Annotated in this window: 19 protein-coding genes, 4 tRNA genes and 1 other RNA gene; 13 read left to right on the top strand and 11 right to left on the bottom strand. The window is 72.6% G+C overall.

Going from position 1 to position 23,915, the window contains the following annotated elements; genetic code table 11:
- Window positions 1-533: 533 nt before the first annotated feature.
- Window positions 534-1,394, bottom strand: a complete 861-nt coding sequence (locus ACVV2G_RS06895) for an SDR family NAD(P)-dependent oxidoreductase (protein ID WP_453841694.1) — start codon at window positions 1,392-1,394, stop codon at window positions 534-536.
- 53 nt (window positions 1,395-1,447) lie between these two features.
- Window positions 1,448-1,804 carry a nuclear transport factor 2 family protein gene (locus tag ACVV2G_RS06890; RefSeq protein ID WP_453841693.1) on the bottom strand — a complete coding sequence of 119 codons (357 nt, stop codon included), beginning with the start codon at window positions 1,802-1,804 and terminating at the stop codon, window positions 1,448-1,450.
- Between the two features lie 162 nt (window positions 1,805-1,966).
- Between ACVV2G_RS06890 and ACVV2G_RS06885 the strand changes: the two genes are divergently transcribed.
- On the top strand, window positions 1,967-2,485 hold the full coding sequence (locus ACVV2G_RS06885; protein ID WP_453841692.1) for a winged helix-turn-helix transcriptional regulator: 519 nt from the start codon (window positions 1,967-1,969) through the stop codon (window positions 2,483-2,485).
- A 110-nt stretch (window positions 2,486-2,595) separates the two neighbouring features.
- Here the strand turns inward: ACVV2G_RS06885 and ACVV2G_RS06880 are convergent.
- Window positions 2,596-2,683 (bottom strand) — tRNA-Ser (locus tag ACVV2G_RS06880).
- 74 nt (window positions 2,684-2,757) lie between these two features.
- On the opposite strand from ACVV2G_RS06880, the gene ffs reads away from it, so the two are divergent.
- The 6 genes from ffs to ACVV2G_RS06850 all read left to right on the top strand — a co-directional run bounded on the left by ffs (window position 2,758) and on the right by ACVV2G_RS06850 (window position 12,116).
- Window positions 2,758-2,852, top strand: an RNA gene (gene ffs / locus ACVV2G_RS06875) — signal recognition particle sRNA small type.
- Between the two features lie 63 nt (window positions 2,853-2,915).
- Complete coding sequence (locus ACVV2G_RS06870) at window positions 2,916-5,351, top strand: DNA polymerase III subunit gamma and tau (protein WP_453841691.1); 2,436 nt, start codon at window positions 2,916-2,918, stop codon at window positions 5,349-5,351.
- 207 nt (window positions 5,352-5,558) lie between these two features.
- Complete coding sequence (gene purD, locus ACVV2G_RS06865; protein WP_453841690.1) at window positions 5,559-6,824, top strand: phosphoribosylamine--glycine ligase; 1,266 nt, start codon at window positions 5,559-5,561, stop codon at window positions 6,822-6,824.
- A gap of 307 nt (window positions 6,825-7,131) precedes the next feature.
- Complete coding sequence (locus tag ACVV2G_RS06860; RefSeq protein WP_453841689.1) at window positions 7,132-9,219, top strand: hypothetical protein; 2,088 nt, start codon at window positions 7,132-7,134, stop codon at window positions 9,217-9,219.
- Between the two features lie 335 nt (window positions 9,220-9,554).
- The gene (locus ACVV2G_RS06855) at window positions 9,555-11,054 is read left to right on the top strand and encodes a N,N-dimethylformamidase beta subunit family domain-containing protein (RefSeq protein WP_453841688.1); all 1,500 of its coding nucleotides are present in this window, start codon (window positions 9,555-9,557) and stop codon (window positions 11,052-11,054) included.
- Between the two features lie 162 nt (window positions 11,055-11,216).
- Window positions 11,217-12,116: a phosphoribosylaminoimidazolesuccinocarboxamide synthase gene (locus ACVV2G_RS06850; protein WP_453841687.1), complete on the top strand. Its 900-nt coding sequence runs from the start codon at window positions 11,217-11,219 to the stop codon at window positions 12,114-12,116.
- Between the two features lie 88 nt (window positions 12,117-12,204).
- Here ACVV2G_RS06850 and ACVV2G_RS06845 read toward each other — a convergent pair.
- From ACVV2G_RS06845 to ACVV2G_RS06810, 8 genes are all read right to left on the bottom strand, one after another.
- Window positions 12,205-12,280 (bottom strand) — tRNA-Gly (locus tag ACVV2G_RS06845).
- A gap of 61 nt (window positions 12,281-12,341) precedes the next feature.
- Window positions 12,342-12,956, bottom strand: coding sequence for a response regulator (locus tag ACVV2G_RS06840; RefSeq protein WP_453841686.1), 615 nt, complete (start codon window positions 12,954-12,956; stop codon window positions 12,342-12,344).
- Complete coding sequence (locus tag ACVV2G_RS06835) at window positions 12,953-14,191, bottom strand: sensor histidine kinase (RefSeq protein WP_453841685.1); 1,239 nt, start codon at window positions 14,189-14,191, stop codon at window positions 12,953-12,955. Before ACVV2G_RS06835 ends, ACVV2G_RS06840 begins: the two co-directional genes overlap by 4 nt.
- 62 nt (window positions 14,192-14,253) lie before the next feature.
- Entirely contained in the window at window positions 14,254-15,069 is an 816-nt protein-coding gene (locus ACVV2G_RS06830) for an ABC transporter permease (protein ID WP_453841684.1), read from the bottom strand.
- Window positions 15,066-16,037 (bottom strand): ABC transporter ATP-binding protein, encoded by a 972-nt coding sequence (locus ACVV2G_RS06825; protein ID WP_453841683.1) that lies wholly within the window; start codon window positions 16,035-16,037, stop codon window positions 15,066-15,068. Before ACVV2G_RS06825 ends, ACVV2G_RS06830 begins: the two co-directional genes overlap by 4 nt.
- A gap of 161 nt (window positions 16,038-16,198) precedes the next feature.
- Window positions 16,199-16,271 (bottom strand) — tRNA-Gly (locus ACVV2G_RS06820).
- A gap of 80 nt (window positions 16,272-16,351) precedes the next feature.
- A tRNA-Gly gene (locus tag ACVV2G_RS06815) sits at window positions 16,352-16,423 on the bottom strand.
- Between the two features lie 149 nt (window positions 16,424-16,572).
- Window positions 16,573-16,890 (bottom strand): histone-like nucleoid-structuring protein Lsr2, encoded by a 318-nt coding sequence (locus tag ACVV2G_RS06810; protein WP_453841682.1) that lies wholly within the window; start codon window positions 16,888-16,890, stop codon window positions 16,573-16,575.
- Window positions 16,891-17,229: 339 nt separating this feature from the next.
- Here ACVV2G_RS06810 and purS point away from each other — a divergent pair, with 339 nt between their 5' ends.
- From purS to purF, 6 genes are all read left to right on the top strand, one after another.
- Complete coding sequence (purS, locus tag ACVV2G_RS06805) at window positions 17,230-17,502, top strand: phosphoribosylformylglycinamidine synthase subunit PurS (RefSeq protein WP_453841681.1); 273 nt, start codon at window positions 17,230-17,232, stop codon at window positions 17,500-17,502.
- Window positions 17,499-18,179: a phosphoribosylformylglycinamidine synthase subunit PurQ gene (purQ, locus tag ACVV2G_RS06800; protein ID WP_453841680.1), complete on the top strand. Its 681-nt coding sequence runs from the start codon at window positions 17,499-17,501 to the stop codon at window positions 18,177-18,179. Before purS ends, purQ begins: the two co-directional genes overlap by 4 nt.
- Complete coding sequence (purL, locus tag ACVV2G_RS06795; RefSeq protein WP_453841679.1) at window positions 18,176-20,434, top strand: phosphoribosylformylglycinamidine synthase subunit PurL; 2,259 nt, start codon at window positions 18,176-18,178, stop codon at window positions 20,432-20,434. The genes purQ and purL overlap by 4 nt, the downstream gene beginning before the upstream one ends.
- 229 nt (window positions 20,435-20,663) lie before the next feature.
- Window positions 20,664-21,461 (top strand): maleylpyruvate isomerase family mycothiol-dependent enzyme, encoded by a 798-nt coding sequence (locus ACVV2G_RS06790; RefSeq protein ID WP_453841678.1) that lies wholly within the window; start codon window positions 20,664-20,666, stop codon window positions 21,459-21,461.
- A 43-nt stretch (window positions 21,462-21,504) separates the two neighbouring features.
- Entirely contained in the window at window positions 21,505-22,305 is an 801-nt protein-coding gene (locus tag ACVV2G_RS06785; protein WP_453841677.1) for an META domain-containing protein, read from the top strand.
- A gap of 62 nt (window positions 22,306-22,367) precedes the next feature.
- Window positions 22,368-23,894, top strand: a complete 1,527-nt coding sequence (purF, locus tag ACVV2G_RS06780) for an amidophosphoribosyltransferase (RefSeq protein WP_453841676.1) — start codon at window positions 22,368-22,370, stop codon at window positions 23,892-23,894.
- Window positions 23,895-23,915 lie beyond the last annotated feature (21 nt).

Below are 23,915 nucleotides of genomic sequence, written 5' to 3'. Positions count from 1 at the left end.
CCCGCCGCAGTCCGGACGCCTGGTTCTTGGATGGCGTTGATGGTGACAGGGTGACGTCCCAGAGAGAGAGAATTGCGCCACATTCACGCTACTGTCCGGTAGCGAGCGAACTGCCAGGTTGACCCCTTCCCACCCAGGAAGCCCGCCCCGCTCCGCCCCGTCGGCAACGGTGCGCGACGACCCCCTCACCCCCCGCGTTAGGGCACACTCCCGAGGTCAGCGCCGACCGCCCGGCGAGGAGACCGGCCCGTACCGGCGGCCGGCCCGAACGGCCGACTTGGCGGAAACTCGGAATCGATTCCGGGCAGTCGGCGACTTCACCGGTCATGCCCCTTTCGCCCGCGTAAAGTCCACGAGGGGCGCCCTGTCCTTCACCCCTGCATCGTGCCGCGGGTGAAGCGGAGCACCCGCGGCACGACCCCCTCTCCGTCGGCCTTGGGCGAGACCTCCCGCTTCGTCTGGTCGGCCGGAGAGGGCGCGACGCGGCCCTTCCCGCTTCCGGCCGTGCACTCATCTGCTGACGGCGCCTCGAGTCAGTCCTGTAGGGCCCTCGGGGAGTAAGGGGGGAAGTCCGCGCTGCGCGAGGCGGCTTCGAAAGAGCGCAGTTCTGCCACCATGTCCGTCAGTTGTTCCTGGACGGCGGCGTAGCCGTCGGCGCCGAGGACGATACGGCGAGGCGGGGTGGGGCTGTTCATGGCGTCCAGGACGGCGCGCACTCCGCGGTGAGGGTCACCGGGCTGCCGACCGTCCCGTTCGATCATGGAGGAACGGACGGAGTGGATCAAAGGCAGGTAGGCGTCGACCGTCTCGCTCACCGCTTCGTCGGTGAATGACGCGTAGGCGTGGGTGCGAAAAGCGCCCGGCGCCACGGCCAGGACCTTGATGCCGAACGGGGCCACCTCGTGGCGCAACGCCTCGGTGAGCCCTTCGACGGCGTACTTGGCGGCGCTGTAGTAGCCGAAGCCCGGCACGCTGCGCAGTCCGGCGACGGAGGACATGTTGATGATCCACCCACTGCGGCGCTCTCGCATGCCCGGCAGAACGACGCGGAGCATCTGGGTGACGGAGAAGAAGTTCAGCTCGAAGGAGGACCTGACGTCACTGTCGGGCGTGCCCTCGACGGAGCCGTACCATCCCCGGCCGGCGTTGTTGACCAGGACGTCGATACGGCCGAAGCGGTCTTCGGCGGCCCGGACGACCTGGTGGGTCTGCGGTGCGTCGGTGACGTCCAGGGGGTGGACGAGCACCCGGTCGCCGTGGCGGGCGGCCCAGTCGTCGAGCAGGTGGGGGCGGCGGGCGGTGAGGACGACGTTGTCGCCCAGTTCCAGGGCGGCGTCGGCGTAGGCCATGCCGAATCCGCCGGGGGTGCCGCCGGTGATGAGCCAGGTCCTCATGCTGTGCGTGCTCCTGTCGGATATCGGGTGCGCAGGAAGTGGCGGGCGGCTGGTCAGGGGGCGATGCTGAGTTCGCTGATCAGTCCGTGAGTCAGGACGAAGCGGCAGCGCAGGTCGACCGTCCCGCCGGGGAAGTTCCCCTCGAGGTGCTGGTGGAGGGTGTACCGGTCGGGCGCGTTGCGTTCGGCACCGGTGATCGTGGTGGTGTAGCTGTACTCGGTGTCGGTCTGCCCGAGCCATCGGGTAACGGCCTCACTCCCCTCGTAGGTGTGTCCGTCGTCGGTGACGGTGGCGTGCGCCGCGAAGGCCGGCGCGGCGGCGGAGGCGTCTTTGGCGGCGCGGCCCGTCAGGTACCGGGTGATCGCTTCGGGCAGGTTGGTGAGGTCGATCGACGTCGGGCTCTCGGTCACTGGTTCTCCTGTATGCCGGTGCGAAGCAGCGCGGGAGGCGGCTGCTGCCGGTGCCGGGTACGCGCGTGCCTCGCCCGGCGTGCGCGCATCACCGCAGCACGCGGCAACTGCTAAAATTGAAGTCAGTAACTTCTACATTAGCAGTAACCTCAGGAGGACGGCATGCCGAGTCGCGTACGGCTGGAGGACCGGGAGTGTCCGTTGTCCACGACGGTGCAGCATGTCGGCGAGTGGTGGACTTTGCTGATCCTGCATGACGCCTTCGACGGCTTCACGCGCTTCGACCAGTTCCAGCGGAATCTGGACATCTCCACGAGCATGCTCACCGCACGGCTGAAGATGCTGGTCGAGGACGGTCTGCTGGAACGGCGGCCCTACCAGGACAAGCCACTCCGTTACGAGTACGTCCTCACCGAGCGGGGCCGATCCCTCCGGCCCGTGATCCTGGCCCTGGCGGCCTGGGGGAACCGGCACCTGGCACCGCAGGAGCGATCCATGATCTTGGTGGACGCCGCCAGCGGCGAAGAGGTCGAGCCGGTCGTGGTGGACGCCCGCACGGGGAGAAGCCTCGATGACAGCGAGGCCTTCTTCTTCGCTGCCGGCCCCGCCGCGAGCACCGCTATGCGCTCGAGGTACGCGGAGCTGCGGAGCCGGCGCACGAGCAGGGCCGACACGCAGTAGGCGCGCCCAGCCACCCCCGGCGACCCCGCCCTCGGCACCGCGCCCGATGAACGTCGAAGGCCCCCGCAGCAAGCTGCGGGGGCCTTCGACGTATTGCCCGGTGAGAGCAATGGCGGAGGATACGAGATTCGAACTCGTGAGGGGTTGCCCCCAACACGCTTTCCAAGCGTGCGCCCTAGGCCTCTAGGCGAATCCTCCGCGGCAAACATTACATGACGTCGGAGAGTGCTTGCGAACTCGTTCTCGGGCCCCCGGATCGGGTAACGTGTGGCTCAGCCCCTCACGCGGCGCTATCTGACTGAACTCCCCCAGGGCCGGAAGGCAGCAAGGGTAGGTCGGCTCTGGCGGGTGCGTGGGGGGCGTCTGCGTTCGCGGGGTGGCGGTTCACGGGGCGATCCGGTTGTCGGTGGGCGCCTATAACCTCGTATGCGTGTCGTCTCTCGCGCTCTACCGCCGTTACCGCCCGGAGTCCTTCGCCGAGGTCATCGGGCAGGGGCATGTCACTGACCCGCTGCAGCAGGCGCTGCGGAACAACCGGGTCAATCACGCGTACCTGTTCAGCGGTCCGCGCGGCTGTGGCAAGACGACCAGCGCCCGCATCCTGGCGCGCTGTCTGAACTGCGAGCAGGGCCCGACGCCGACACCGTGCGGCGAGTGCCAGTCCTGTCGCGACCTCGCGCGCAACGGACCGGGTTCCATCGACGTCATCGAGATCGACGCCGCCTCGCACGGAGGCGTGGACGACGCCCGTGACCTGCGGGAGAAGGCCTTCTTCGGGCCCGCCTCCAGCCGGTACAAGATCTACATCATCGACGAGGCCCACATGGTCTCGCCACAGGGCTTCAACGCGCTGCTGAAGGTCGTCGAGGAGCCCCCGGAGCACCTGAAGTTCATCTTCGCGACCACCGAGCCCGAGAAGGTCATCGGGACCATCCGGTCGCGGACCCATCACTACCCCTTCCGTCTCGTGCCGCCGGGCACCCTGCGCGACTACCTCGCCGAGGTGTGCGGCAAGGAGGAGATCCCGGTCGAGGACGGCGTGCTGCCGCTGGTCGTGCGGGCCGGCGCGGGCTCCGTCCGCGACTCCATGTCCGTCATGGACCAGCTCCTCGCGGGCGCCGGCGCGGACGGTGTGACGTACGACATGACGACCGCCCTGCTCGGCTACACGGACGGCTCGCTGCTCGACTCCGTCGTCGAGGCGTTCGTCACGGGGGACGGCTCGGCCGCCTTCGGGGTCGTGGACCGGGTCATCGAGGGCGGCAACGACCCGCGGCGCTTCGTCACCGACCTGCTGGAGCGCCTCCGCGACCTGGTGATCCTCGCCGCGGTGCCCGACGCGGGGGAGAAGGGGCTCATCGACGCCCCGGCCGACGTCGTCGAGCGGATGCAGGCCCAGGCGCGGTCCTTCGGCGCCGCCGAGCTGAGCCGCGCCGCCGACATCGTCAACGAGGGGCTCACCGAGATGCGCGGCGCCCACTCGCCCCGCCTCCAGCTGGAGCTGATCTGCGCGCGCGTGCTGCTGCCCGCCGCGTACGGCGACGAGCGTTCGGTGATGGCCCGGCTGGACCGGATCGAGCGCGGTGTGCAGTTCTCCGCGGGCACCGGGGCGCCCGCCATGGGGTACGCGCCCGGCCCCGAGGCGCACCCCGGGGCCGGGCGCGCCCCGGCCGCCGCGACCGTGGCTCCGGTCCCGCCCGGTGGCGGGCCCGCCGCGGCCCGGGCGGCGGTCCGGGCTCCCGGGCCCGGCGGCGGTGGGGCAGGCCCGGGCGAGTCGCCCTCGGGCCCCGCCACCGGTGCCGTTTCCCCTGCCGGGATCGCTTCTTCTCCCGGTACCGCTTCTTCTCCCGGTGAGAGTGGCCCCGCCGGAGTGGGACAGCCTCCGGCCGCCCCGGCGCCTTCCCCAGCCGCCGCCGCGCCTGCCCCTGCCATGCCTGCCGCGCCTGCCGCGTCTGCCACGGCCCCTCCCGCCGCACCCTCCGGCACTCCGGCCGCGGCGCCCCCCTCGGGGCCCGCGCCCGGTGCCTGGCCGACCGCGGCTCCCGCGGGCGGCGGGCGCCGCCCCGGCGGGTGGCCCACGGCGGCACCCGCGGGCGGCGGACGGCCCGGGACGCCGGCCGACTCCACTTCCCCCGCGGCTCCGGCCGCCCCCCCGGCACCCGCGGCGGCCCCCGCGCCGGCGGCCGCCGCACCCGCACCCGCACCCGCCGCCTCCCCGCCGCCGGGCTCCGGAGTCGACCCCCGCTCGATCTGGCCCAACATCCTGGAGGCGGTCAAGAACCGGCGCCGTTTCACCTGGATCCTGCTCAGCCAGAACGCCCAGGTGACCGGCTTCGACGGCACCTCCCTCCAGATCGGCTTCGTCAACGCCGGTGCTCGCGACAACTTCCTGAGCAGCGGCAGCGAGGACGTGCTGCGACAGGCCCTGACCGAGCAGTTCCACGTGCAGTGGAAGATCGAGGCGGTCGTCGACCCCTCAGGCGGTTCGGCTCCCCCGTCCCCTGCCGGCCCCTCCGGCGGATACGGCGGACCCGGCGGCGGGCCCGGCGGCGGGTTCGGGAACAGCGGTGGGTTCGGGAACGGTGGCGGGGGCGCGCCCGCGCCGCGTCCGCCGGCGCCCGCCCCCGCGGACCAGCCTCCGGCCTCCGCGCCGTCCGCCCCCGCCACACCGGCACCGGCGTCCGACCGGGCCCCCGCCCCCGCTCCCGCCCCCCCACCCCCGGCGCCCGAGCGGCGTCCGGTCTCCCCCGAGGACGACATCCCGGAGGACGACGACCCGGACCTCGACGAGTCGGCCCTCTCCGGCAAGGAACTGCTGGTACGGGAGCTGGGCGCGACGGTGGTCGAGGAGATCGCGCACGAGTGACCGAGGCGCAGAGCAGCCGGGCAGCCGCACGGCCGGGCAACCGCACGGCCGGGCAACCGGGCAACCGAAGGGGCCGGCGCTGCGCCGCTTGTGGCCCGGACCGACCGGCCCCCGGGACGGGCACTGGAGGAAGCCACAAGCCGCCCCGCCCCCTCCCCTGAGCGGCCCGCACAAACCGGCCCGCCCCGTTCCCATTAGGCTGACCCCGTGAAGGTCCTTGTCATCGGCGGCGGCGCCCGCGAACACGCCCTGTGCCGTTCCCTGTCCCTCGACCCCGACGTCACCGCGCTGCACTGCGCACCCGGCAACGCCGGTATCGCCGAGGTCGCCGAACTGCACCAGGTCGACGCCCTCGACGGCGCGGCCGTGACGGCGCTGGCCACGCGGCTCGGTGCCGAGCTGGTCGTGGTCGGGCCGGAGGCGCCCCTCGTCGCCGGGGTCGCCGACGCCGTGCGCGAGGCGGGCATCCCGGTCTTCGGCCCGTCCGGCCGGGCAGCCGAGCTGGAAGGCTCCAAGGCCTTCGCCAAGGACGTCATGGCCGCCGCCGAAGTTCCCACGGCCCGCTCCTACGTCTGCACGAACGCCACCGAGGCCGACGCCGCCCTCGACGCGTTCGGCGCCCCGTACGTCGTCAAGGACGACGGGCTGGCCGCCGGCAAGGGCGTCGTCGTCACCGACGACCTCGAGGCGGCCCGGGCGCACGCGGCGGCCTGCGACCGCGTCGTCATCGAGGAGTACCTGGACGGCCCCGAGGTCTCCCTCTTCGCCATCACCGACGGCGAGACCGTACGCCCGCTCCAGCCCGCCCAGGACTTCAAGCGCGCGCTCGACGGTGACGAGGGCCCGAACACCGGCGGCATGGGGGCGTACTCGCCGCTGCCGTGGGCCGACCCCAAGCTGGCCGACGAGGTCGTGGAGAGCGTGCTCCAGCCGACCGTCGACGAGATGCGCCGCCGGGGCACCCCCTTCTCCGGGCTCCTCTACGCCGGTCTCGCGATCACCTCGCGCGGCGTTCGCGTCATCGAGTTCAACGCCCGTTTCGGTGATCCCGAGACCCAGGTCGTGCTGGCCCGCCTGCGGACCCCGCTCGCCGGGCTGCTGATGGCCGCCGCCACCGGCAACCTCGCCGACCTGGAGCCGCTGCGCTGGAGCGACGACGCGGCCGTCACCGTGGTCGTCGCCTCCCACAACTACCCGGGCACCCCGCGCACCGGCGACCCGATCACCGGCCTCGACGAGGTGGCCGCCGAGGACGCCCCGCACGCCTACGTCCTGCACGCCGGCACCCGGCACGAGGGCGACGCCGTGGTCAGCGCGGGCGGCCGCGTCCTCTCCGTCACCGCCACCGGTACGGACCTCACCGAGGCCCGCGACCGCGCCTACCGGGCCGTCGCCCGCATCGGCCTGGACGGCTCCCAGCACCGCACGGACATCGCGGCGAAGGCCGCGGCGGACGCCGCGACGGGGGCGTAGTACAGCCCCGGAGGACCACCTTCGCACCGCATCCGACAGGCCCCTGTTCCACTCCCTGGAACCGGGGCCTGATCTTTGCTGTCCGTCATCCGCCTTTCCCCAAAGCCATTCCATCGAGTGACCGATGGTCCATACGGCTGACGGGCACGGAGGTCCCAACTATGGTGCCGCGCAAGCGTTCCGGCACTTGGCCCACCGGCATTGCGATGTCAGTGGCGGGTGCCACAGTGGGGGAGTGAGCAAGAGCGGGAGAAGAGCGGAACAGCCCAGGACAGACAGGTCGGCAAGGAGGGGGTGAGGTCCGGCCGTGACCGGTACCGGTGGTGTGGAGATGGGCGCGCGGGCCGCGCGCTCCCGGGCGCTGGCCGTGCTGCGCGTCCGCAGCCGTGCGCTGGCCGTGGCCCTGCTGCCCGCCGCAGCCGCCGTGATCCTGCTCGTGGGCGACTCCACCGGGCACCTCGCGGGCGAGGGGTGGGACGTCGTCCGCCGGGCCGTCGTCGTGCTGGCGCTTGTCGTTCTGCCGGCCGCCGCCGGTGTCGCCCTGGTCGTCGCCCGCTCCCGGCCCGCGGTGACCCCCACGGTCACGATCGCCGAGGAGTCGGCGCCGGACCTCTACCGGATGGTGCGCGACCTGGCCGACCGGCTCGACGTGCCGGCCCCCTCGGCGATAGCGCTCACGCCGGACTGCGACAGCTGGCTGGAGGACCGCACCCACCCGGCCCACGGCCCGCCCCCGGCCGAGGAGCACGACGACGTCGCCGGTGGCGCCCTGGGCCGGGCTCCCACCGCGCCCGTCCTCGTCATCGGCTCACCCTTCCTCTGGTGGATGCGCGTCGGAGAACTGCGCGCGGTCCTCGCCCCGGTCGTCGCCGGCACGGGCCCCTCCGCCCACCCCGACATAGCCGCGGCCCGCCGCTTCATACGGGGCCTGGACGCCGCGGTCGCGGTGGCCTCGTCGGGCGGGCGGCGCGACCCGCTGTCCCGCGCGGTGTACGCGGGGCTCGGCCGGGTGTGCCGGCTCCTGCTGCGCAGCTGCCGTGTGCACGCGGCGGAAATGGAGCGCGGAGTCGCCGCGGCGGCCGCCGAGCGTGCCCAGGCTGTGGACTACGGCCTGCGGATCGTCGCGCAGGAACAGGTCGGGCTCGCCTACGCGGGCTGGGACCGGCTGCTGACCCGGGTCGCGCTGCCCGCCTGGCGGATGGGCCGCTGGCCCTCCCGGCTGGACGTGGGCGTGGTCGCCGCCCTGACGGAGCTGTCCCGCCGCGACCGCCTGGCCGAGGGCTTCGCCTCCCGTCTGGGCGAGCGTCCCGCCTGCGACCTGCTGGAGGAGCCCGGGGTGATGGACGAGGCGGTTTCCCTCCTCGCCGCGCGCCTCTTCCACGGAGGGCCCGCCGAAACGGGTCCGGACTGGGCACCGGTGGGCTGGGACGACTATCCCGAGGAGGTCGTCGACCGCACCTGGCGCACGGACGCGGCCCGCCTCCACCGCGTCCTGGACACCCTGGGCGTCCGCCGCGCCGCCACCGAAGACGCCGCACCGGGCACGGACGGCCCGACCCTGGCCCGCGTCCTGGACCACCTCACGACGTCCCCCGCCCCGACGTCCCCCGCCCCGACGTCCCCCGTCCCGTCGGCCCCCGTCCCGTCGGCCCCCGTCCCGTCGGCCCCCGTCCCGTTGGCCGACGGTCCCCGGGAGATCGTGACCGGCCTACGCGAGCACGCCGACGGCTCGTACCGGGCGTACGACGAGCAGGACCCGTACCACCGGGATCACCGGGATCACCCGGATCACCCGGATCACCCGGATCACCCGGATCACCCGGATCACCCGGGCCTCCAGGACAGCCTCGACCACCCGAACCACCCGAACCACCTGAACCACCCGAACCACCACCCCCTCGACGACGATGACGACCTCGCCGGCACCACCGCCCCCGGAGCGGCCCTGGCGGCCGGGCTCAGTGCCCAGCTGGCCCGCGAGGAGGCGGCGGCCCAGCCCACCGGAGCAGGCGGCGCCACAGGGGCAGGGACAGGAGCCGACACCCCGCCCCCGCCACCGGGCCCCGCCCCCGCCCCCGCCCCGGCCGGCCCCGACACGGCCGCTCTCTGGGACGACCGGGCGCTCCCCCTCCTCCCCCTGCAGCCCCCGCGCACCGCCCGGGAGATCCTCACCGCCCACATCACCGCGATGGTGTGCTGCGCGGCCATGGACACCGCCGGCGCGGCCCCGGGCCTCGACTGGCTCGACGGACCGTCCCTCCTGGTCGACGGCGCCCGAGCCGTCGAGCTGGCCCCCTGCGTCCGAAGCCTCGTCGAGTCCGGCGACCCGGGGCCCCTGCGCTCCTGGATGACCGAGCTCGGCATACGGCCGGAGAAGCCGGTGCGTCTGGTCTGACCCCGGCTCGCCAAGTCGAGCAGCCGCGCAGGCCAGGTCGGTGGCCCACGGGCCAGGCCAAGCCCCTGCGCACCGGGTCACGCAGCCCCACGCACCACATCACGCAGCCCCACGCACCAGGTCACGCAGCCCCACGCACCACATCACGCAGCCCCACGGCCGGCCGAGCAGCCCCGCCGGAGGAGGAAGTGGAGGCTCTGATTCCTCTTTCGGCCACTTCGCGACGAACAGTGACAGCGCACGCGCGAAATGTGATGTGCTGGGACCGATCGCGCACATGGCAAAGGCGTTCGTCATACGCACGACCACGGGGGCACGAGGGAGGGGACTGTCCCATGGGGCCCGAGCAGATCCGCCGCTGGGAGTCGGGAGCACTCGCGCACGCCGTGACGGACCCCTTCGGACAGGGACCCGTCCCCTGGCTGCGCGGCGGCGAGACGTACTTCGGCGACACCGGCCAGGTCGTCCCCTGGTACGCGGACCAGGAAGCCGCCCCCGGCCCGGACGGCAGGCCCGGCCCGCGGTCCCGCGGGCGCGCCGACGGCGGCGGTCCGATCGCCGCCGACGACGTCCGCCGCCAGATCAAGGGCTTCACCGCCACCGGAGCCGCCGCCCCCGGCGAGGCCATCGACTTCCACATCACCGTCGACCCGCCGCAGCAGTTCGGCGTCGACGTCTACCGGATCGGCCACTACGGCGGCGACGGCGCCGCGAAGATCACCACCAGCCCCCGGCTGTCCGGCATCGTCCAGCCCCCGCCGCTGACCGCGGACCGCACGGTCTCCTGCCACCACTGGTGGCTGTCCTGGCGCCTGCAGATCCCGTCGTACTGGAACATCGGCGCGTACGTCGCCGTCCTCACCACCGCCGACGGACACCGCTCCCACGTGCCCTTCACGGTGCGCGACGGCCACCCCGCCGACCTGCTGCTCCTGCTGCCGGACATCACCTGGCAGGCGTACAACCTCTACCCGGAGGACGGCCGCACCGGTGCCAGCCTCTACCACGCCTGGGACGAGGAGGGCCGGCTGCTGGGCGAGGCGGACGCCGCGACGACCGTCTCCTTCGACCGGCCGTACGCGGGCGCGGGGCTGCCCCTGCACGTCGGCCACGCCTACGACTTCATCCGCTTCGCCGAGCGCTACGGCTACGACGTCGCCTACGCCGACGCCCGCGACCTGCACTCCGGCCGGATCGACCCGTCCCGCTACCGGGGCCTGGTCTTCCCGGGCCACGACGAGTACTGGTCCGCCGCCATGCGCCGCACCACGGAACTCGCCCGCGAGCAGGGCACGTCCCTGGTCTTCCTCTCCGCCAACACCATGTACTGGCAGGTGGAGCTGGCCCCCTCCCCGTCCGGCGCCCCCGACCGCCTGCTCACCTGCCGCAAGCGCCGGGGCCCGGGCCGGCCGGCGCTGTGGCGGGAGATCGACCGCGCCGAACAGCAGCTGCTCGGCATCCAGTACGCCGGCCGCGTCCCCGAACCGCACCCGATGATCGTCCGCAACGCCGGACACTGGCTCTGGGAGGCCACCGGCGCCCACGAGGGCGACGAGATCGAGGACCTGGTCGCCGGCGAGGCCGACCGCTACTTCCCCCGCACCCCGCTCCCCGAGCACGACGAGCGGATCCTGCTCGCCCACTCCCCGTACACCGACGTGGACGGCGCCCGGCGCCACCAGGAGACGTCGCTGTACCGGGCGCCGTCGGGCGCCTGGGTCTTCGCGTCCGGCACGTTCGCCTGGTCCCCGGCCCTGGACCGCCCGGGCCACGTCGACCCCCGCGTCCAGCGGGCCACCGCCAACCTCCTGGACCGCATCTGCAAACGGGACTGACCGCGCCCGGGGCCGCTCCGGACCCGCCCCGGGGCACGGAGCACCACCCCGGGTCCCGGGCCACCCGGACGTACGGGAGAATCGAGGCATCGGCCCGCCCGTCTCCACCACCACCCCCACGAGCCCCGCGGGCCCCATGTGAGTCGACCACGGGGAGGAACCGTGTCCGGATTCGTCGAGAAGCCCGAGCCGCTCCAGGTTCCGGGCCTGGTGCACCTGCACACCGGCAAGGTGCGCGAGCTGTACCGGAACGAGGCGGGCGACCTCGTGATGGTCGCCAGTGACCGCATCTCCGCCTACGACTGGGTGCTGCCGACCGAGATCCCCGACAAGGGCCGGGTCCTGACCCAGCTCTCCCTGTGGTGGTTCGACCAGCTCGCCGACCTGGTCCCGAACCACGTCCTGAGCACCGAGCTGCCCCCCGGCGCCCCCGCCGACTGGCAGGGACGCGCCCTGGTCTGCAAGTCCCTGCGGATGGTCCCCGTGGAGTGCGTGGCCCGCGGCTACCTCACCGGCTCGGGACTGGCCGAGTACGAGGAGACCCGCACCGTCTGCGGCCTCGCCCTGCCCGAGGGCCTCGTCGACGGCTCGGAGCTGCCCGCCGCGATCTTCACCCCGGCCACCAAGGCGGAGGTCGGCGAGCACGACGAGAACGTCTCCTACGAGGAGGTCGCCCGCCAGGTCGGCGCCGACACCGCGGCGGGCCTGCGCCAGGCGACCCTGGCCGTCTACTCCCGGGCCCGGGACGTCGCCCGCGAGCGCGGCATCGTCCTGGCCGACACGAAGTTCGAGTTCGGCATCGAGGACGAGAACCTGGTCCTGGCCGACGAGGTCCTCACCCCGGACTCCTCCCGCTTCTGGCCGGCCGACCAGTGGCAGCCGGGCCGCGCCCAGCCGTCCTACGACAAGCAGTACGTCCGGGACTGGCTGACCTCGGCCGAGTCCGGCTGGGACCGCCGGAGCGAGCAGCCCCCGCCGGCCCTGCCCCAGCACGTCGTGGACGCGACCCGGGCCAAGTACGTCGAGGCCTACGAGCTGCTCACCGGCCAGCGCTGGTCGTAGAGCCGGCGCCCACGGAGAGAGCCCCCGGCCGCGAACGGGGGCTTGCCCACGGAGAAAGCCCCCGGCCACGGCCGGGGGCTTTCTCCTGTGGAGCGAACGACGAGGTTCGAACTCGCGACCTCAACCTTGGCAAGGTTGCGCTCTACCAACTGAGCTACGTTCGCACTGCACCGGGGGCCGAAGTCCCCGACCGGAGTCGCGGGTTTCGCCGTGGTGCGAGAGCCACTATACCCAACCCCGCTCCCGCGCGAGCCGCACCGCCGCGTGCCGGTTCTCGGCGCCGAGCTTGCCGGCGGCCGACGACAGGTAGTTCCGCACGGTCCCCTCCGCCAGCGCGGCGCGCTCGGCGATCTCCGAGACGGGCGCCCCGTCGGCGGCGTGCTCCAGCACCTCGGCCTCGCGCGCGGTCAGCGGCGAGTCCCCGGCGGAGATCGCGTCGGCGGCCAACTCGGGGTCGACATAGCGGTTTCCGGCGTGCACCGTGCGGATCAGCTCGGCGAGCCGCTGGGCGCTGACCGTCTTGGGGACGAACCCGCGCACCCCCGCCGAGAGCGCCCGCTTCAGATGGCCCGGCCGTCCGTGACTGGTCACGATCAGCACCTTGCAGGCGGGCAGCTCGGCCCGCAGCGATGTGGCGACCTTCACACCGTCCGCGCCGGGCATCTGGAGATCCAGTACGGCGACGTCCGGCGCGTGCGCACGGGCCATCGCCAGCGCCTCCGGTCCGGTGGCCGCCTCGGCGACCACGGTGAGGTCGTCCTCCAGGGACAGCAGGGCGGCCAGCGCCCCGCGGATGAGGTGCTCGTCGTCGGCGAGCAGCACCCGTACGGGGGTCGTCACGACGCGGCCTCCAGTACCGCCGGGCCGTGGGCCGGCAGCGGTACCCGGGCCGTGAGCCGGAACACGCCCTTGCCGGCCCGCCCCGCCTCCAGCGTTCCGTCCACGGCGGACAGCCGCTCCCGCAGCCCGGCCAGCCCGGAGCCGCCCGAGGGCTCCGGTTCGGTCGTCTCCGCCACCCCGTCGTTCTCCACCGTCAGCACGACCCGCCCCTCCGACATCCGTACGGTCACGGCGCACCTCTCCGCGTTCCCGTGCCGCAGCACGTTCGTCGTGGCCTCGCGCACCACCCAGCCCAGCGCCGACTGCACCCCGGCGGGCAGTCCGTCCGTCTCGCAGACGACCTCCGAGGTGATGCCGGCCGCCGAGAGCACGCCCCGGGCGCCGGCCAGTTCGACCTCCAGGTCGACCTCCCGGTAGCCGCGGACGACGTCCCGGACCTCCCGCTGCGACTCCTGCGCGATGCGCTGCACCTCGATCATCTGCTCCACCGCCTCGGCCCGGCCACGCCGGGACAGCTGGACGGCCAGTTCGCTCTTGAGCGCGATCACGGCCAGGTTCCGTCCCATCACGTCGTGCAGGTCCCGGCCGAACCGCAGCCGCTCCTCGGCGACGGCGAGCCGAGCCCGGGTCTCACGCGCCTGGTCGAGTTCGTAGACGGCGTTGAGCAGCCACACGGAGAAGGCGCAGGCGAAGGCGATGAAACCGCCGCCCGTCAGCACGACGACCAGGGTGAGGAGGGCGGCGGGGACCGGTGTGCCCAGCAGGAACGACACCGTTGCGGCGCCGGCCGCGAAACCGAGGACGAGCCCCGTCGCGTGCCGCCGGTTGCGCAGACCGAGGGCGACGACGCCCGTCCCGATGGTCACGACACTCCCGAAGGCCGCGCCCGCGGCCGTGGCGGCGTCCTCACCGCCCGGCCCGTGCTCGGCGACACCGAGCGCGCCCGCTGCGATCACCGCGGTGAGCACGGCGAGCGTCCACAGCGGCCGCACGGGCTTCCCCCGCAGCCCCAGCTCCCAGTCCAGGGTCCGGGACGCGACCAGCATGAGGACGGCGGCGTGCACGGCGACCATCAGGAAGAGCCCGGCCGCGAGCCGCGCGTCCACCTGCCTGAGGGCAGACAGCCCCATGACGGCGATCTCCATGACACCGAAGAAGTGGAACGACCACCGCGTGTACGTCTCCACCTTCGCGGGCGTGCTCTTCCGCCCCCACCAGCGCTTCGGCCTGCGCATGTCCCCGCTCGCCCCGCTCTCCCTGTTCCCGGCCCCGGTCCGGGTCCGGGTCCGCCCGTACGTCAGTGCCGTGGCTCCCAGCGGAACCACCGCCGTACAGCAAACACCGCGACCACGGTCCAGGCCACCGCCGTGGCCACGGCGCCCAGCGCCTCGTACGCCGACAGGTCGCCGGTCCAGCCGCCGCGCACCAGGGTCATGACGGGCGTCAGCGGGAGCAGCTCGCAGAAGGAGGCCAGCCGGTCGGGGAGCAGGTCCAGCGGGACGAACATGCCGGAGCCGAGCATCGAGACGAACGTGAACGGCAGCGGGGTGACCTGCGCGCTCTCACCGGTCCGGGTGAGGCCCGCGGTGACCGCGGCGAGCGCGGCGCACATCACCAGGCCCAGCAGCAGGCCGAGGACGGCCAGGTGGGGCGCGGGCGGCGCGGACAGGTCCAGCAGCACGAAGCAGCCCACCGCCAGCAGCACGCTCTGCACGAGCCCGCTGAGGACGGCCGGCATCGCGGACCCGCTCAGGATCTCGACGTCCCGCAGCTCGCCGGTGCGCAGCCGCTTGAGGACGAGTTCCTCGCGCCGGACGACGAAGACGCCGACGAGGGCGGAGTAGACGGCGAACAGCAGGGAGAAACCGATCGCGGCGGGCAGCACGAGGGTGCCGGTGGTGAGTCCGGCCTCGGCGAGGTCCATCTCCCGGGACGCCGACCAGACGCTGAACGGCAGCACCAGCGGCACGAACAGCGCGGCGAAGAGGGTGCCCTTGTTCCGTCCGAGCAGGGTCGTCTCGGCGCGGGCGAGGGCGGTCATGCGCCCCCTCGGCGTGGTGACCGCCGCGTTCGCGGCGCCTGCCGCGGAGTGCGTCGTGGTCGTGGCGCTCATGCCGCGTACTCCTTCGTCGTCGTTCCCCCGGCGGTCCTCGCGGACGCCTCCTTCGCGATCCCGAGGAACGCCTCCTCGAGGGACGCCGACCGCACGTCGAGGCGGCGCAGTTCCACTCCGGCCCCTCCGGCCCACGCCAGCAGCCCGGTGGCCGCGCGCTGTAGTTCGTGGGTGCGCAGCCTGACCGTCCGGCCGTCGACCTCGTGACCGCTCACACCGAGCCCGGCGAGCGGCGGCAGGTCGCCCACGAAGTAGCCGTCGGGCAGGTCGAAGGAGATCCGGGACGGCTGGGCGGCGGTCACCTCGGCCGGGGTCCCGGTGGCGGCGATCCGGCCCTCGTGCATGATCGCGAGCCGGTCGGCGAGGTTCTCGGCCTCCTCCAGGTAGTGCGTGGTCAGCAGCACCGTCGTGCCGCCGTCGCGCAGCGCGCGCACCAACTCCCAGGTGTCCCGGCGGCCTTCGGCGTCCAGCCCGGTGCTGGGCTCGTCCAGGAAGAGCACCTCGGGGTCGCCGAGCAGCGCGAGCGCCAGGTCCAGGCGGCGCCGCTGGCCCCCGGAGAGCTGCTTCACGCGGGTGCCGCCCTTGGACTCCAGGCCGACCGCCGCCAGCACCTCCGCCGGCGGCCGGGCCCCGCTCACGCATCCCGCCCACATCCGGGCGGTCTCGGCGACGGTCAGCTCGGACGGGAAGCCGCCCTCCTGGAGCATCACCCCGGTGCGGGGGCGTACGGCGGCCCGCTCGGTGTACGGGTCGTGCCCGAGGACGCGCACCCGCCCGCCGGCCGGAGCGGCCAGCCCTTCCAGCAGCTCCACCGTCGACGTCTTGCCGGCGCCGTTGGTGCCCAGCAGCGCGAAGACCTCCCCGCGGCGTACGGAGAAGTCGATTCCGCGCACGGCCTCGAACTCGCCCCCGTACACGCGCCGCAGGCCGGTGACCTCAATCACGTGTTCGTGTCCGTCTGTTCGCATGCCTCCAGCATTCCGGCGCCCCGGACCACGTGACAGTGCGGCCCGTCATCGCCCGGCATGACAAATGTCAGACGGCGTCCGCCCGGCCCCGCGGGTCACGGGCGCGGGTTACGGGCGCACGAAAAGACCCCGGTCCACGAAAGACCGGGGTCTGATTCCCGAGCGGACGACGAGGTTCGAACTCGCGACCTCAACCTTGGCAAGGTTGCGCTCTACCAGCTGAGCTACGTCCGCATTGCCGCCGACCGGCCTTCACCGATCGGTGCGAGCACCAGCCTACCTGATCGAATCGACTGATCGGTACGGCGGTGCAGAGCGGGTGACAGGAATTGCACACTGCGCCTTCCCCCTGGAAGGGGGATGTTCTACTACTGAACTACACCCGCATGTTCCGTGAGCTGGGCCTTTCGGCCTCGCCCCTCGGCGTGCTCCAGACTTTAGCTGATCACCCGGGGTGCTGCGCAAGTCGGGTGCCGCGAGGGGCGGCTGAGCGGCCGTCGGCCTCCGCACCGGACGCCGACGAGCCGCGCGCGGCTCACTGCGCCGCGGTGAACGCCTCGTAGACCCTCTTCGGGATCCGGCCCCGCGCGGGCACGTCCATCCTGTTCGCCTGCGCCCAGGCCCGGACCGCCGCCGGGTCGGGGGCGACCTCCGTCTGCCGGTACGCCCTGCCGGAGCGCGAGCGCTTGCGGCCGGCCGACACGTACGGTTCGAGAGCCGTGCGCAGTTTCCGGGCATTGGCTTCGTTCAGGTCGATCTCGTACGTCCGCCCGTCGACTCCGAAGGCGATCGTCTCCGCCGCTTCCGAGCCGTCGATGTCGTCGAAGAGAGTGACCACGACACGCTGCGCCACGAATATCGGTCCCTTCGTGCGGCACCTCGCGATGACGTGCCGGGACGCCGCGATGATGCCGACTGTTCGCCTGTAATTGGGCAAAGTATCGGCTAATGACATTTCATTTGTACAGTGCCCGGCATTGCAATGGGAAGCTCGACTAAATCTCCCCGCGTGTCCGCCGCGCAATAGGCGCCGGGGTCCGATCCGGGATCTTTCCCGAAGTTTTTCGAAGCCACCTCCCCCCGATACCCGATCGTGACAGGGCTCACGTACTTTCCTCCAATGCTACGCGCGTAGAAATTTTGTACGGGTAGTCTGAAGGGACCTGCTCAGCACCACACACCGGGAGTGCCAGTGGCACGCGTCGTAGTCGACGTCATGCTCAAGCCGGAGATCCTCGACCCCCAGGGCCAGGCGGTGCAGCGCGCACTGCCGCGACTGGGTTTCGAGGGGATCTCGGACGTACGTCAGGGAAAGCGATTCGAACTGGAAGTGGACGGGCCGGTCGACGACGCCGCCCTCGCCCGCATCCACGATCTTGCGGAATCCTTCCTCGCCAACACCGTGATCGAGGACTTCACCGTCAAGGTCGAGTCCGATGACGTGGTCACGGGGGCCGCGAAGTGACCGCTCGTATTGGCGTCGTCACTTTCCCCGGCAGTCTCGACGACCGGGACACGCAGCGCGCGATCCGCGTCGCCGGCGCCGAACCCGTCGCCCTCTGGCACAAGGACAAGGACCTCAAGCAGGTCGACGCCGTGGTGCTCTGCGGCGGTTTCTCGTACGGCGACTATCTGCGCGCCGGTGCCATCGCGCGCTTCTCGCCGGTGATGGACACCGTCATCGACCAGGCCAGGGCCGGGCTCCCGGTGCTCGGCATCTGCAACGGCTTCCAGATCCTCACGGAGGCCCACCTGCTGCCCGGCGGGATGCTGGGCAACGACCACCTGCACTTCGTCTGCCGCGACCAGAAGCTGCGGGTGGAGAACGCGGACACGTCCTGGACCGGCGACTACAGCACCGGCCAGGAGATCCACATCCCGCTGAAGAACATGGACGGGCGGTACGTCGCCGACCGGCGCACGCTGGACGAGCTGGAGGCCGAGGGGCGGGTCGCGTTCCGTTACGTCGACGTCAACCCCAACGGCTCGCTCAACGACATCGCCGGCATCACCAACGCCGCCGGGAACGTGGTCGGCCTCATGCCGCACCCCGAGCACGCCGTCGAGCCGCTGATCGGCACCGGCCGCACCGACGGCCTCCCGTTCTTCACGTCGATCCTCAAGAAGCTGGTCAACGCATGAGCCGGACGCCTCTGGACACGGTCGAGCACGCGGCCGAGACCCCCGACGTCGAGCTGCCCTGGGCCGAGCTGGGCCTGAAGAAGGACGAGTACGAGCGGGTCGTGGAGATCCTCGGCCGCCGCCCCACCGGGGCGGAGCTGGCCATGTACTCGGTGATGTGGTCCGAGCACTGCTCGTACAAGAGCAGCAAGGTCCACCTGCGCCAGTTCGGCGAGAAGGCCCCCGAGTCCGACGCCATGCTGGTCGGCATCGGAGAGAACGCCGGTGTCGTCGACGTCGGCCAGGGCTACGCGGTCACCTTCAAGGTCGAGTCGCACAACCACCCCTCCTACGTCGAGCCCTACCAGGGCGCGGCCACGGGCGTCGGCGGCATCGTCCGCGACATCATCGCGATGGGCGCCCGTCCGGTCGCCGTCGTGGACCCCCTGCGCTTCGGCGCCGCGGACCACCCGGACACCAGGCGCGTCCTCCCGGGCGTCGTCGCCGGCATCGGCGGCTACGGCAACTGCCTGGGCCTGCCCAACATCGGCGGCGAGGTCGTCTTCGACGCCTGCTACCAGGGCAACCCGCTGGTCAACGCCGGTGCCATCGGCGTCATGCGGCACGAGGACATCCACCTCGCCAAGGCGTCCGGCGCGGGCAACAAGGTCATCCTCTACGGCGCCCGCACCGGCGGCGACGGCATCGGCGGCGCCTCCATCCTGGCCTCCGAGACCTTCGACGACGCCAAGCCGTCCAAGCGCCCCGCCGTCCAGGTCGGCGACCCCTTCCAGGAGAAGCTCCTCATCGAGTGCACCCTGGAGGCGTTCCGGGAGAAGCTGGTCGTCGGCATCCAGGACCTGGGAGCGGCGGGCCTGTCCTGCGCGACCAGCGAACTGGCGTCGAACGGCTCCGGCGGCATGCGCGTCACCCTGGACGACGTACCGCTGCGCGACTCCACGCTCTCGCCCGAGGAGATCCTCATGAGCGAGTCGCAGGAGCGGATGTGCGCGGTCGTGGAGCCCGGCAAGGTCGACCGCTTCCTGGAGATCTGCGACAAGTGGGACGTCATCGCCACCGTCATCGGTGAGGTGACCGACGGCGACCGCCTGGAGATCTACTGGCACGGCGGCAAGATCGTCGACGTCGACCCGCGCACGGTCGCGCACGAGGGCCCGGTCTACGAGCGCCCCTGCGCCCGCCCCGAGTGGCAGGACGCCCTCCAGGCCGACGACGCCGGCAAGCTGCCCCGGCCGCAGACGTCCGAGGAGCTGAAGGACCAGGTCCTGAAGCTGGTCGGCTCGCCCAACCAGGCGTCCAAGAAGTGGATCACCCAGCAGTACGACCACTTCGTGCAGGGCAACACCGTCCTCGCCCAGCCCGAGGACTCCGGCATGATCCGCGTCGACGAGGAGACCGGCCTCGGCGTCGCGATCGCCACGGACGGCAACGGCCGGTACGCCAAGCTCGACCCGTACACGGGCGCGCAGCTGGCCCTGGCGGAGGCCTACCGCAACGTCGCGACGACCGGCGCGAAGCCCCTCGCGGTCTCCGACTGCCTGAACTTCGGCTCGCCGGAGGACCCGGCGGTCATGTGGCAGTTCGCCGAGGCCGTGCGCGGTCTGGCCGACGGCTGCCGGCAGCTGGGCACCCCGGTGACCGGCGGCAACGTCTCGCTGTACAACCAGACCGGCGAGGCCGCCATCCACCCCACCCCGGTGGTCGCGGTCCTCGGCGTCATCGACGACGTGGCCCGCCGCACGCCGGTCGCCTTCCAGGAGGAGGGCCAGCTGCTCTACCTCCTCGGCGACACGCGTGCGGAGTTCGGCGGCTCGGCCTGGTCCCAGGTGGTCCACGACCACCTCGGCGGCCTGCCCCCGAAGGTCGACCTGGAGCGGGAGCGCCTGCTCGGCGAGATCCTGATCTCCGCCTCCCGCGACGGCATGGTCGACTCCGCGCACGACCTGTCCGACGGCGGTCTGGTGCAGGCGGTCGTCGAGTCGGCGCTGCTCGGCGGCCGGGGCGCGCGTCTGGTCGTACCGGACGGGCTCGACGCCTTCACCTTCCTCTTCTCGGAGTCGGCGGGCCGCGCGGTGGTCGCCGTCCCGCGCTCGGAGGAGCTGCGCTTCACCGACATGTGCGGTGCCCGGGGCCTGCCGGCCACCCGCATCGGTGTCGTGGACGGGGACGCGGTGGAGGTCCAGGGCGAGTTCTCGCTCCCCCTGGCCGAGCTGCGCGAGATCCACGAGGGCACGATCCCGGCACTGCTCGCGTAGCGGGTCCGTACGGCCCGGGGTCCCGTCCGGTCGCGGGCGGGACCCCGGCGTCTCATCGCACCCGGGTCCCGGGGACCTCCGTGCCGGGTCCCCCGCCGGCCGGGCCGGGGAGGGCCACCGTCCCGCCGCGGACCCGGGGGCGGGGACCGGTGCTCCCCTTGCTCGCGGTTCCCACGGGCGGCCACTCGTACGGGTGACCGCCCGCGCCACTCCCGCATAGGATCCCCGCATGCCCGCAGCCGGCAAGCGTGCCCGCGCCTACGACCCCGCCCGCACCCGTACCGCCGTACTCGCCCAGTTCGGCAACGTACGGGCGGCCGTCCGCTCCCTCACCCCCGAGCAGCTCGCGCTGCCGACGCGGCTCGGGGAGTGGACCGTGCGGGACCTGGTCGTGCACGTCGGGGCGGCGCTGACGGCCGTGGACCGGCTGCTCGGTGAGCCCGAGCCCGCCCGGCAGGACGCGCGCCTGCTCGACTGGCCGTTCGCGGTCGCCGCCGGCGCGGACGCGATCGCCGCCACCGCCCGGCGCCTCGCGGCGGAGCATCCCGGCCTCGACGCCCACCTCGCCGAGGCCGAGCGCCGCTTCACCGACCGCCTCGACACCCACCCCGGCACCCGGCTGCTGCCCACCGACGCGGGCGTCCTGCCGCTGGCCGACTACGTCGTCACCCGCACCGTCGAGATGGTCGTCCACACCGACGACCTGAACGCCGCCGTGCCCGGCCTCGACGTCCCGTACGACCGGCAGGCCCTGGCCGCCGCGACCCGGCTGCTGGCCGACGCGCTCGCCGCGAGGGCGCCCGGCGGCTCGACGGAGGTGCGCATCCCGCCGTACGCCGTCGTGCAGTGCGTCGAGGGGCTCCGGCACACCCGGGGCACCCCGCCGAACGTCGTCGAGACCGACCCGCTGACCTGGGTCCGGCTGGCGACCGGACGGCTGGCCTGGAAGGACGCCGTGGACGAGGCGAGGGTGAGCGCGAGCGGGGAGCGGGCCGACCTCGGGGAACTGCTGCCCCTGCTCAGGTGAACCGGCGGGGGAACCAGATCCTCCGCACCTCCGTCGAAGAGGCATGTACCGGCAGAAGCAGCAGCGCAGTATGACCCTGACCGTGGCTGCCGTCGCGGCGCTCGTCCCGCTCGCCGCGGCCTGCGGCACTGAGAAGGCCGACGGGGGCAGCGGCTCCGCCGGGGCGGACCGGCCCCTCACCGGCGTCCGGTGGAGCATCGACCGCGTCACCGTGGACGGCACCTCCCACCGGGCACCGGACACGGCACACCTGCGGATCACCGAGCAGGGCGAGGTGGCGGGCAGCACCGGCTGCAACACCTTCGGCGCCCGCGCCGACCTCGACGGCGAACGCGTCCGGCTGAGCGACGCGAGGTTCACCGAGAAGGCGTGCGAGAACACGCCGGCCGCCTTCGAGAAGTCCCTCGGCCGCGCCCTCACCGCCGAACTCACCGCCACGACCGCCGACGGGCGCCTGACCCTCACCACCACCGACGGGGACACCGTCGAGCTGAGCAGGGGGAAGGACGCGCCCCTGCACGGCACGGAGTGGACCGTCACCGCCCCGGGCCAGAAGGACCCGGGCGACCGGGGCCGCGCCCGGCTCACCTTCGACCAGGACGCGAACACCGTCTCGGGACGCCTTCCCTGCAACCACGTCAACGCCGAGGCCACCGTCAGCGACGGACATATCACCCTGGGCGCCCCCTCCACCACCCGAATGATGTGCGAAGGCTCACTCATGGACGCCGAGAAGCGGATACTGCGCCTCTTCGACGGTCGCGTCGACTACCGGATCGATCAGGAGACCCTGACGCTGACCAGCGAAGACGGCACCGTCGTCCGGGCCCGTGCCGATCGGTGATCCATACGGGGGCCGCTTTCCCCAATTCGGACCAGTGGTCGATCTCGCCTACACTCGGTTGCGTGCCACGTGGTGACGGTCGACTCAATCACGATCTGCTTCCCGGCGAGAAGGGCCCCCAGGACGCATGCGGCGTCTTCGGTGTCTGGGCTCCGGGCGAAGAGGTCGCAAAGCTCTCCTACTTCGGGCTCTACGCCCTCCAGCATCGAGGCCAGGAATCCGCGGGAATCGCGGTCAGCAACGGCTCCCAGATCCTCGTCTTCAAGGACATGGGCCTGGTCTCCCAGGTCTTCGACGAAACCTCGCTCGGTTCGCTCCAGGGTCACATCGCGGTCGGACACGCCCGCTACTCGACCACCGGCGCCTCCGTGTGGGAGAACGCCCAGCCGACGTTCCGTGCCACCGCGCAGGGCTCCATCGCGCTCGGGCACAACGGCAACCTCGTCAACACCGCCCAGCTCGCCGAGATGGTCGCCGACCTGCCCAAGCAGGACGGCCGCTCCACCCGGGTCGCGGCGACCAACGACACCGACCTGGTCACCGCGCTGCTCGCGGGCCAGGTCGACGACGACGGCAAGCCGCTGACCGTCGAGGAGGCGGCCGGCAAGGTGCTGCCCCAGGTGCGCGGCGCCTTCTCCCTCGTCTTCATGGACGAGCACACCCTCTACGCCGCCCGTGACCCGCAGGGCATCCGCCCGCTGGTCCTGGGGCGCCTCGAGCGCGGCTGGGTGGTCGCCTCCGAGTCCGCGGCCCTCGACATCTGCGGCGCCTCCTACGTCCGCGAGATCGAGCCGGGCGAGTTCGTCGCCATCGACGAGAACGGCCTGCGCACGTCTCGATTCGCAGAAGCGAAGCCCAAGGGCTGCGTCTTCGAGTACGTGTACCTGGCCCGCCCGGACACCGACATCGCCGGCCGGAACGTGTACCTCTCCCGCGTGGAGATGGGCCGCAAGCTGGCCGCGGAGGCACCCGCCGAAGCCGACCTGGTCATAGCGACCCCGGAGTCCGGCACTCCCGCCGCGATCGGCTACGCCGAGGCCTCCGGCATCCCCTTCGGCAACGGCCTGGTGAAGAACGCCTACGTCGGCCGCACCTTCATCCAGCCCTCGCAGACCATCCGCCAGCTCGGCATCCGCCTGAAGCTGAACCCCCTGAAGGAAGTCATCAAGGGCAAGCGGCTGGTCGTCGTCGACGACTCCATCGTCCGCGGCAACACCCAGCGGGCCCTGGTCCGCATGCTCCGCGAGGCCGGCGCCGCCGAGGTCCACATCCGGATCTCGTCCCCGCCCGTGAAGTGGCCCTGCTTCTTCGGCATCGACTTCGCGACCCGTGCCGAACTCATCGCCAACGGCATGAGCACCGAGGAGATCGGCACCTCGCTCGGCGCCGACTCACTGGCGTACATCTCCATCGACGGCATGATCGAGGCGACCACCATCGCCAAGCCGAACCTGTGCCGCGCCTGCTTCGACGGCGAGTACCCGATGGAGCTGCCCGACCCCGAGCTGCTCGGCAAGCAGCTCCTGGAGACCGAGCTGGCCGCCGGGCCCGCCGCCACGGCCGCCGCCGACGCCATCCGTCGCCCGTAGCCGTCCGCAATACCTGCCGTA

The organism is Streptomyces sp. JK94 (assembly GCF_053613315.1).
The sequence above is the reverse complement of the archived record's forward strand: the minus strand, read 5'-3'. Positions and strand labels throughout refer to the sequence as shown.

Excerpts from the sequence above, each read along its gene's own strand:
- ACVV2G_RS06895 (WP_453841694.1), bottom strand. The coding sequence starts at position 1,394 with ATGAGGACCTGGCTCATCACCGGCGGCACCCCCGGCGGATTCGGCATG.
- ACVV2G_RS06885 (WP_453841692.1), top strand. The coding sequence starts at position 1,967 with ATGCCGAGTCGCGTACGGCTGGAGGACCGGGAGTGTCCGTTGTCCACG.
- ACVV2G_RS06855 (WP_453841688.1), top strand. The coding sequence starts at position 9,555 with ATGGGGCCCGAGCAGATCCGCCGCTGGGAGTCGGGAGCACTCGCGCAC.
- ACVV2G_RS06835 (WP_453841685.1), bottom strand. The coding sequence starts at position 14,191 with ATGCGCAGGCCGAAGCGCTGGTGGGGGCGGAAGAGCACGCCCGCGAAG.
- ACVV2G_RS06830 (WP_453841684.1), bottom strand. The coding sequence starts at position 15,069 with ATGAGCGCCACGACCACGACGCACTCCGCGGCAGGCGCCGCGAACGCG.
- ACVV2G_RS06825 (WP_453841683.1), bottom strand. The coding sequence starts at position 16,037 with ATGCGAACAGACGGACACGAACACGTGATTGAGGTCACCGGCCTGCGG.
- purL (WP_453841679.1), top strand. The coding sequence starts at position 18,176 with ATGAGCCGGACGCCTCTGGACACGGTCGAGCACGCGGCCGAGACCCCC.
- ACVV2G_RS06790 (WP_453841678.1), top strand. The coding sequence starts at position 20,664 with ATGCCCGCAGCCGGCAAGCGTGCCCGCGCCTACGACCCCGCCCGCACC.
- ACVV2G_RS06785 (WP_453841677.1), top strand. The coding sequence starts at position 21,505 with ATGTACCGGCAGAAGCAGCAGCGCAGTATGACCCTGACCGTGGCTGCC.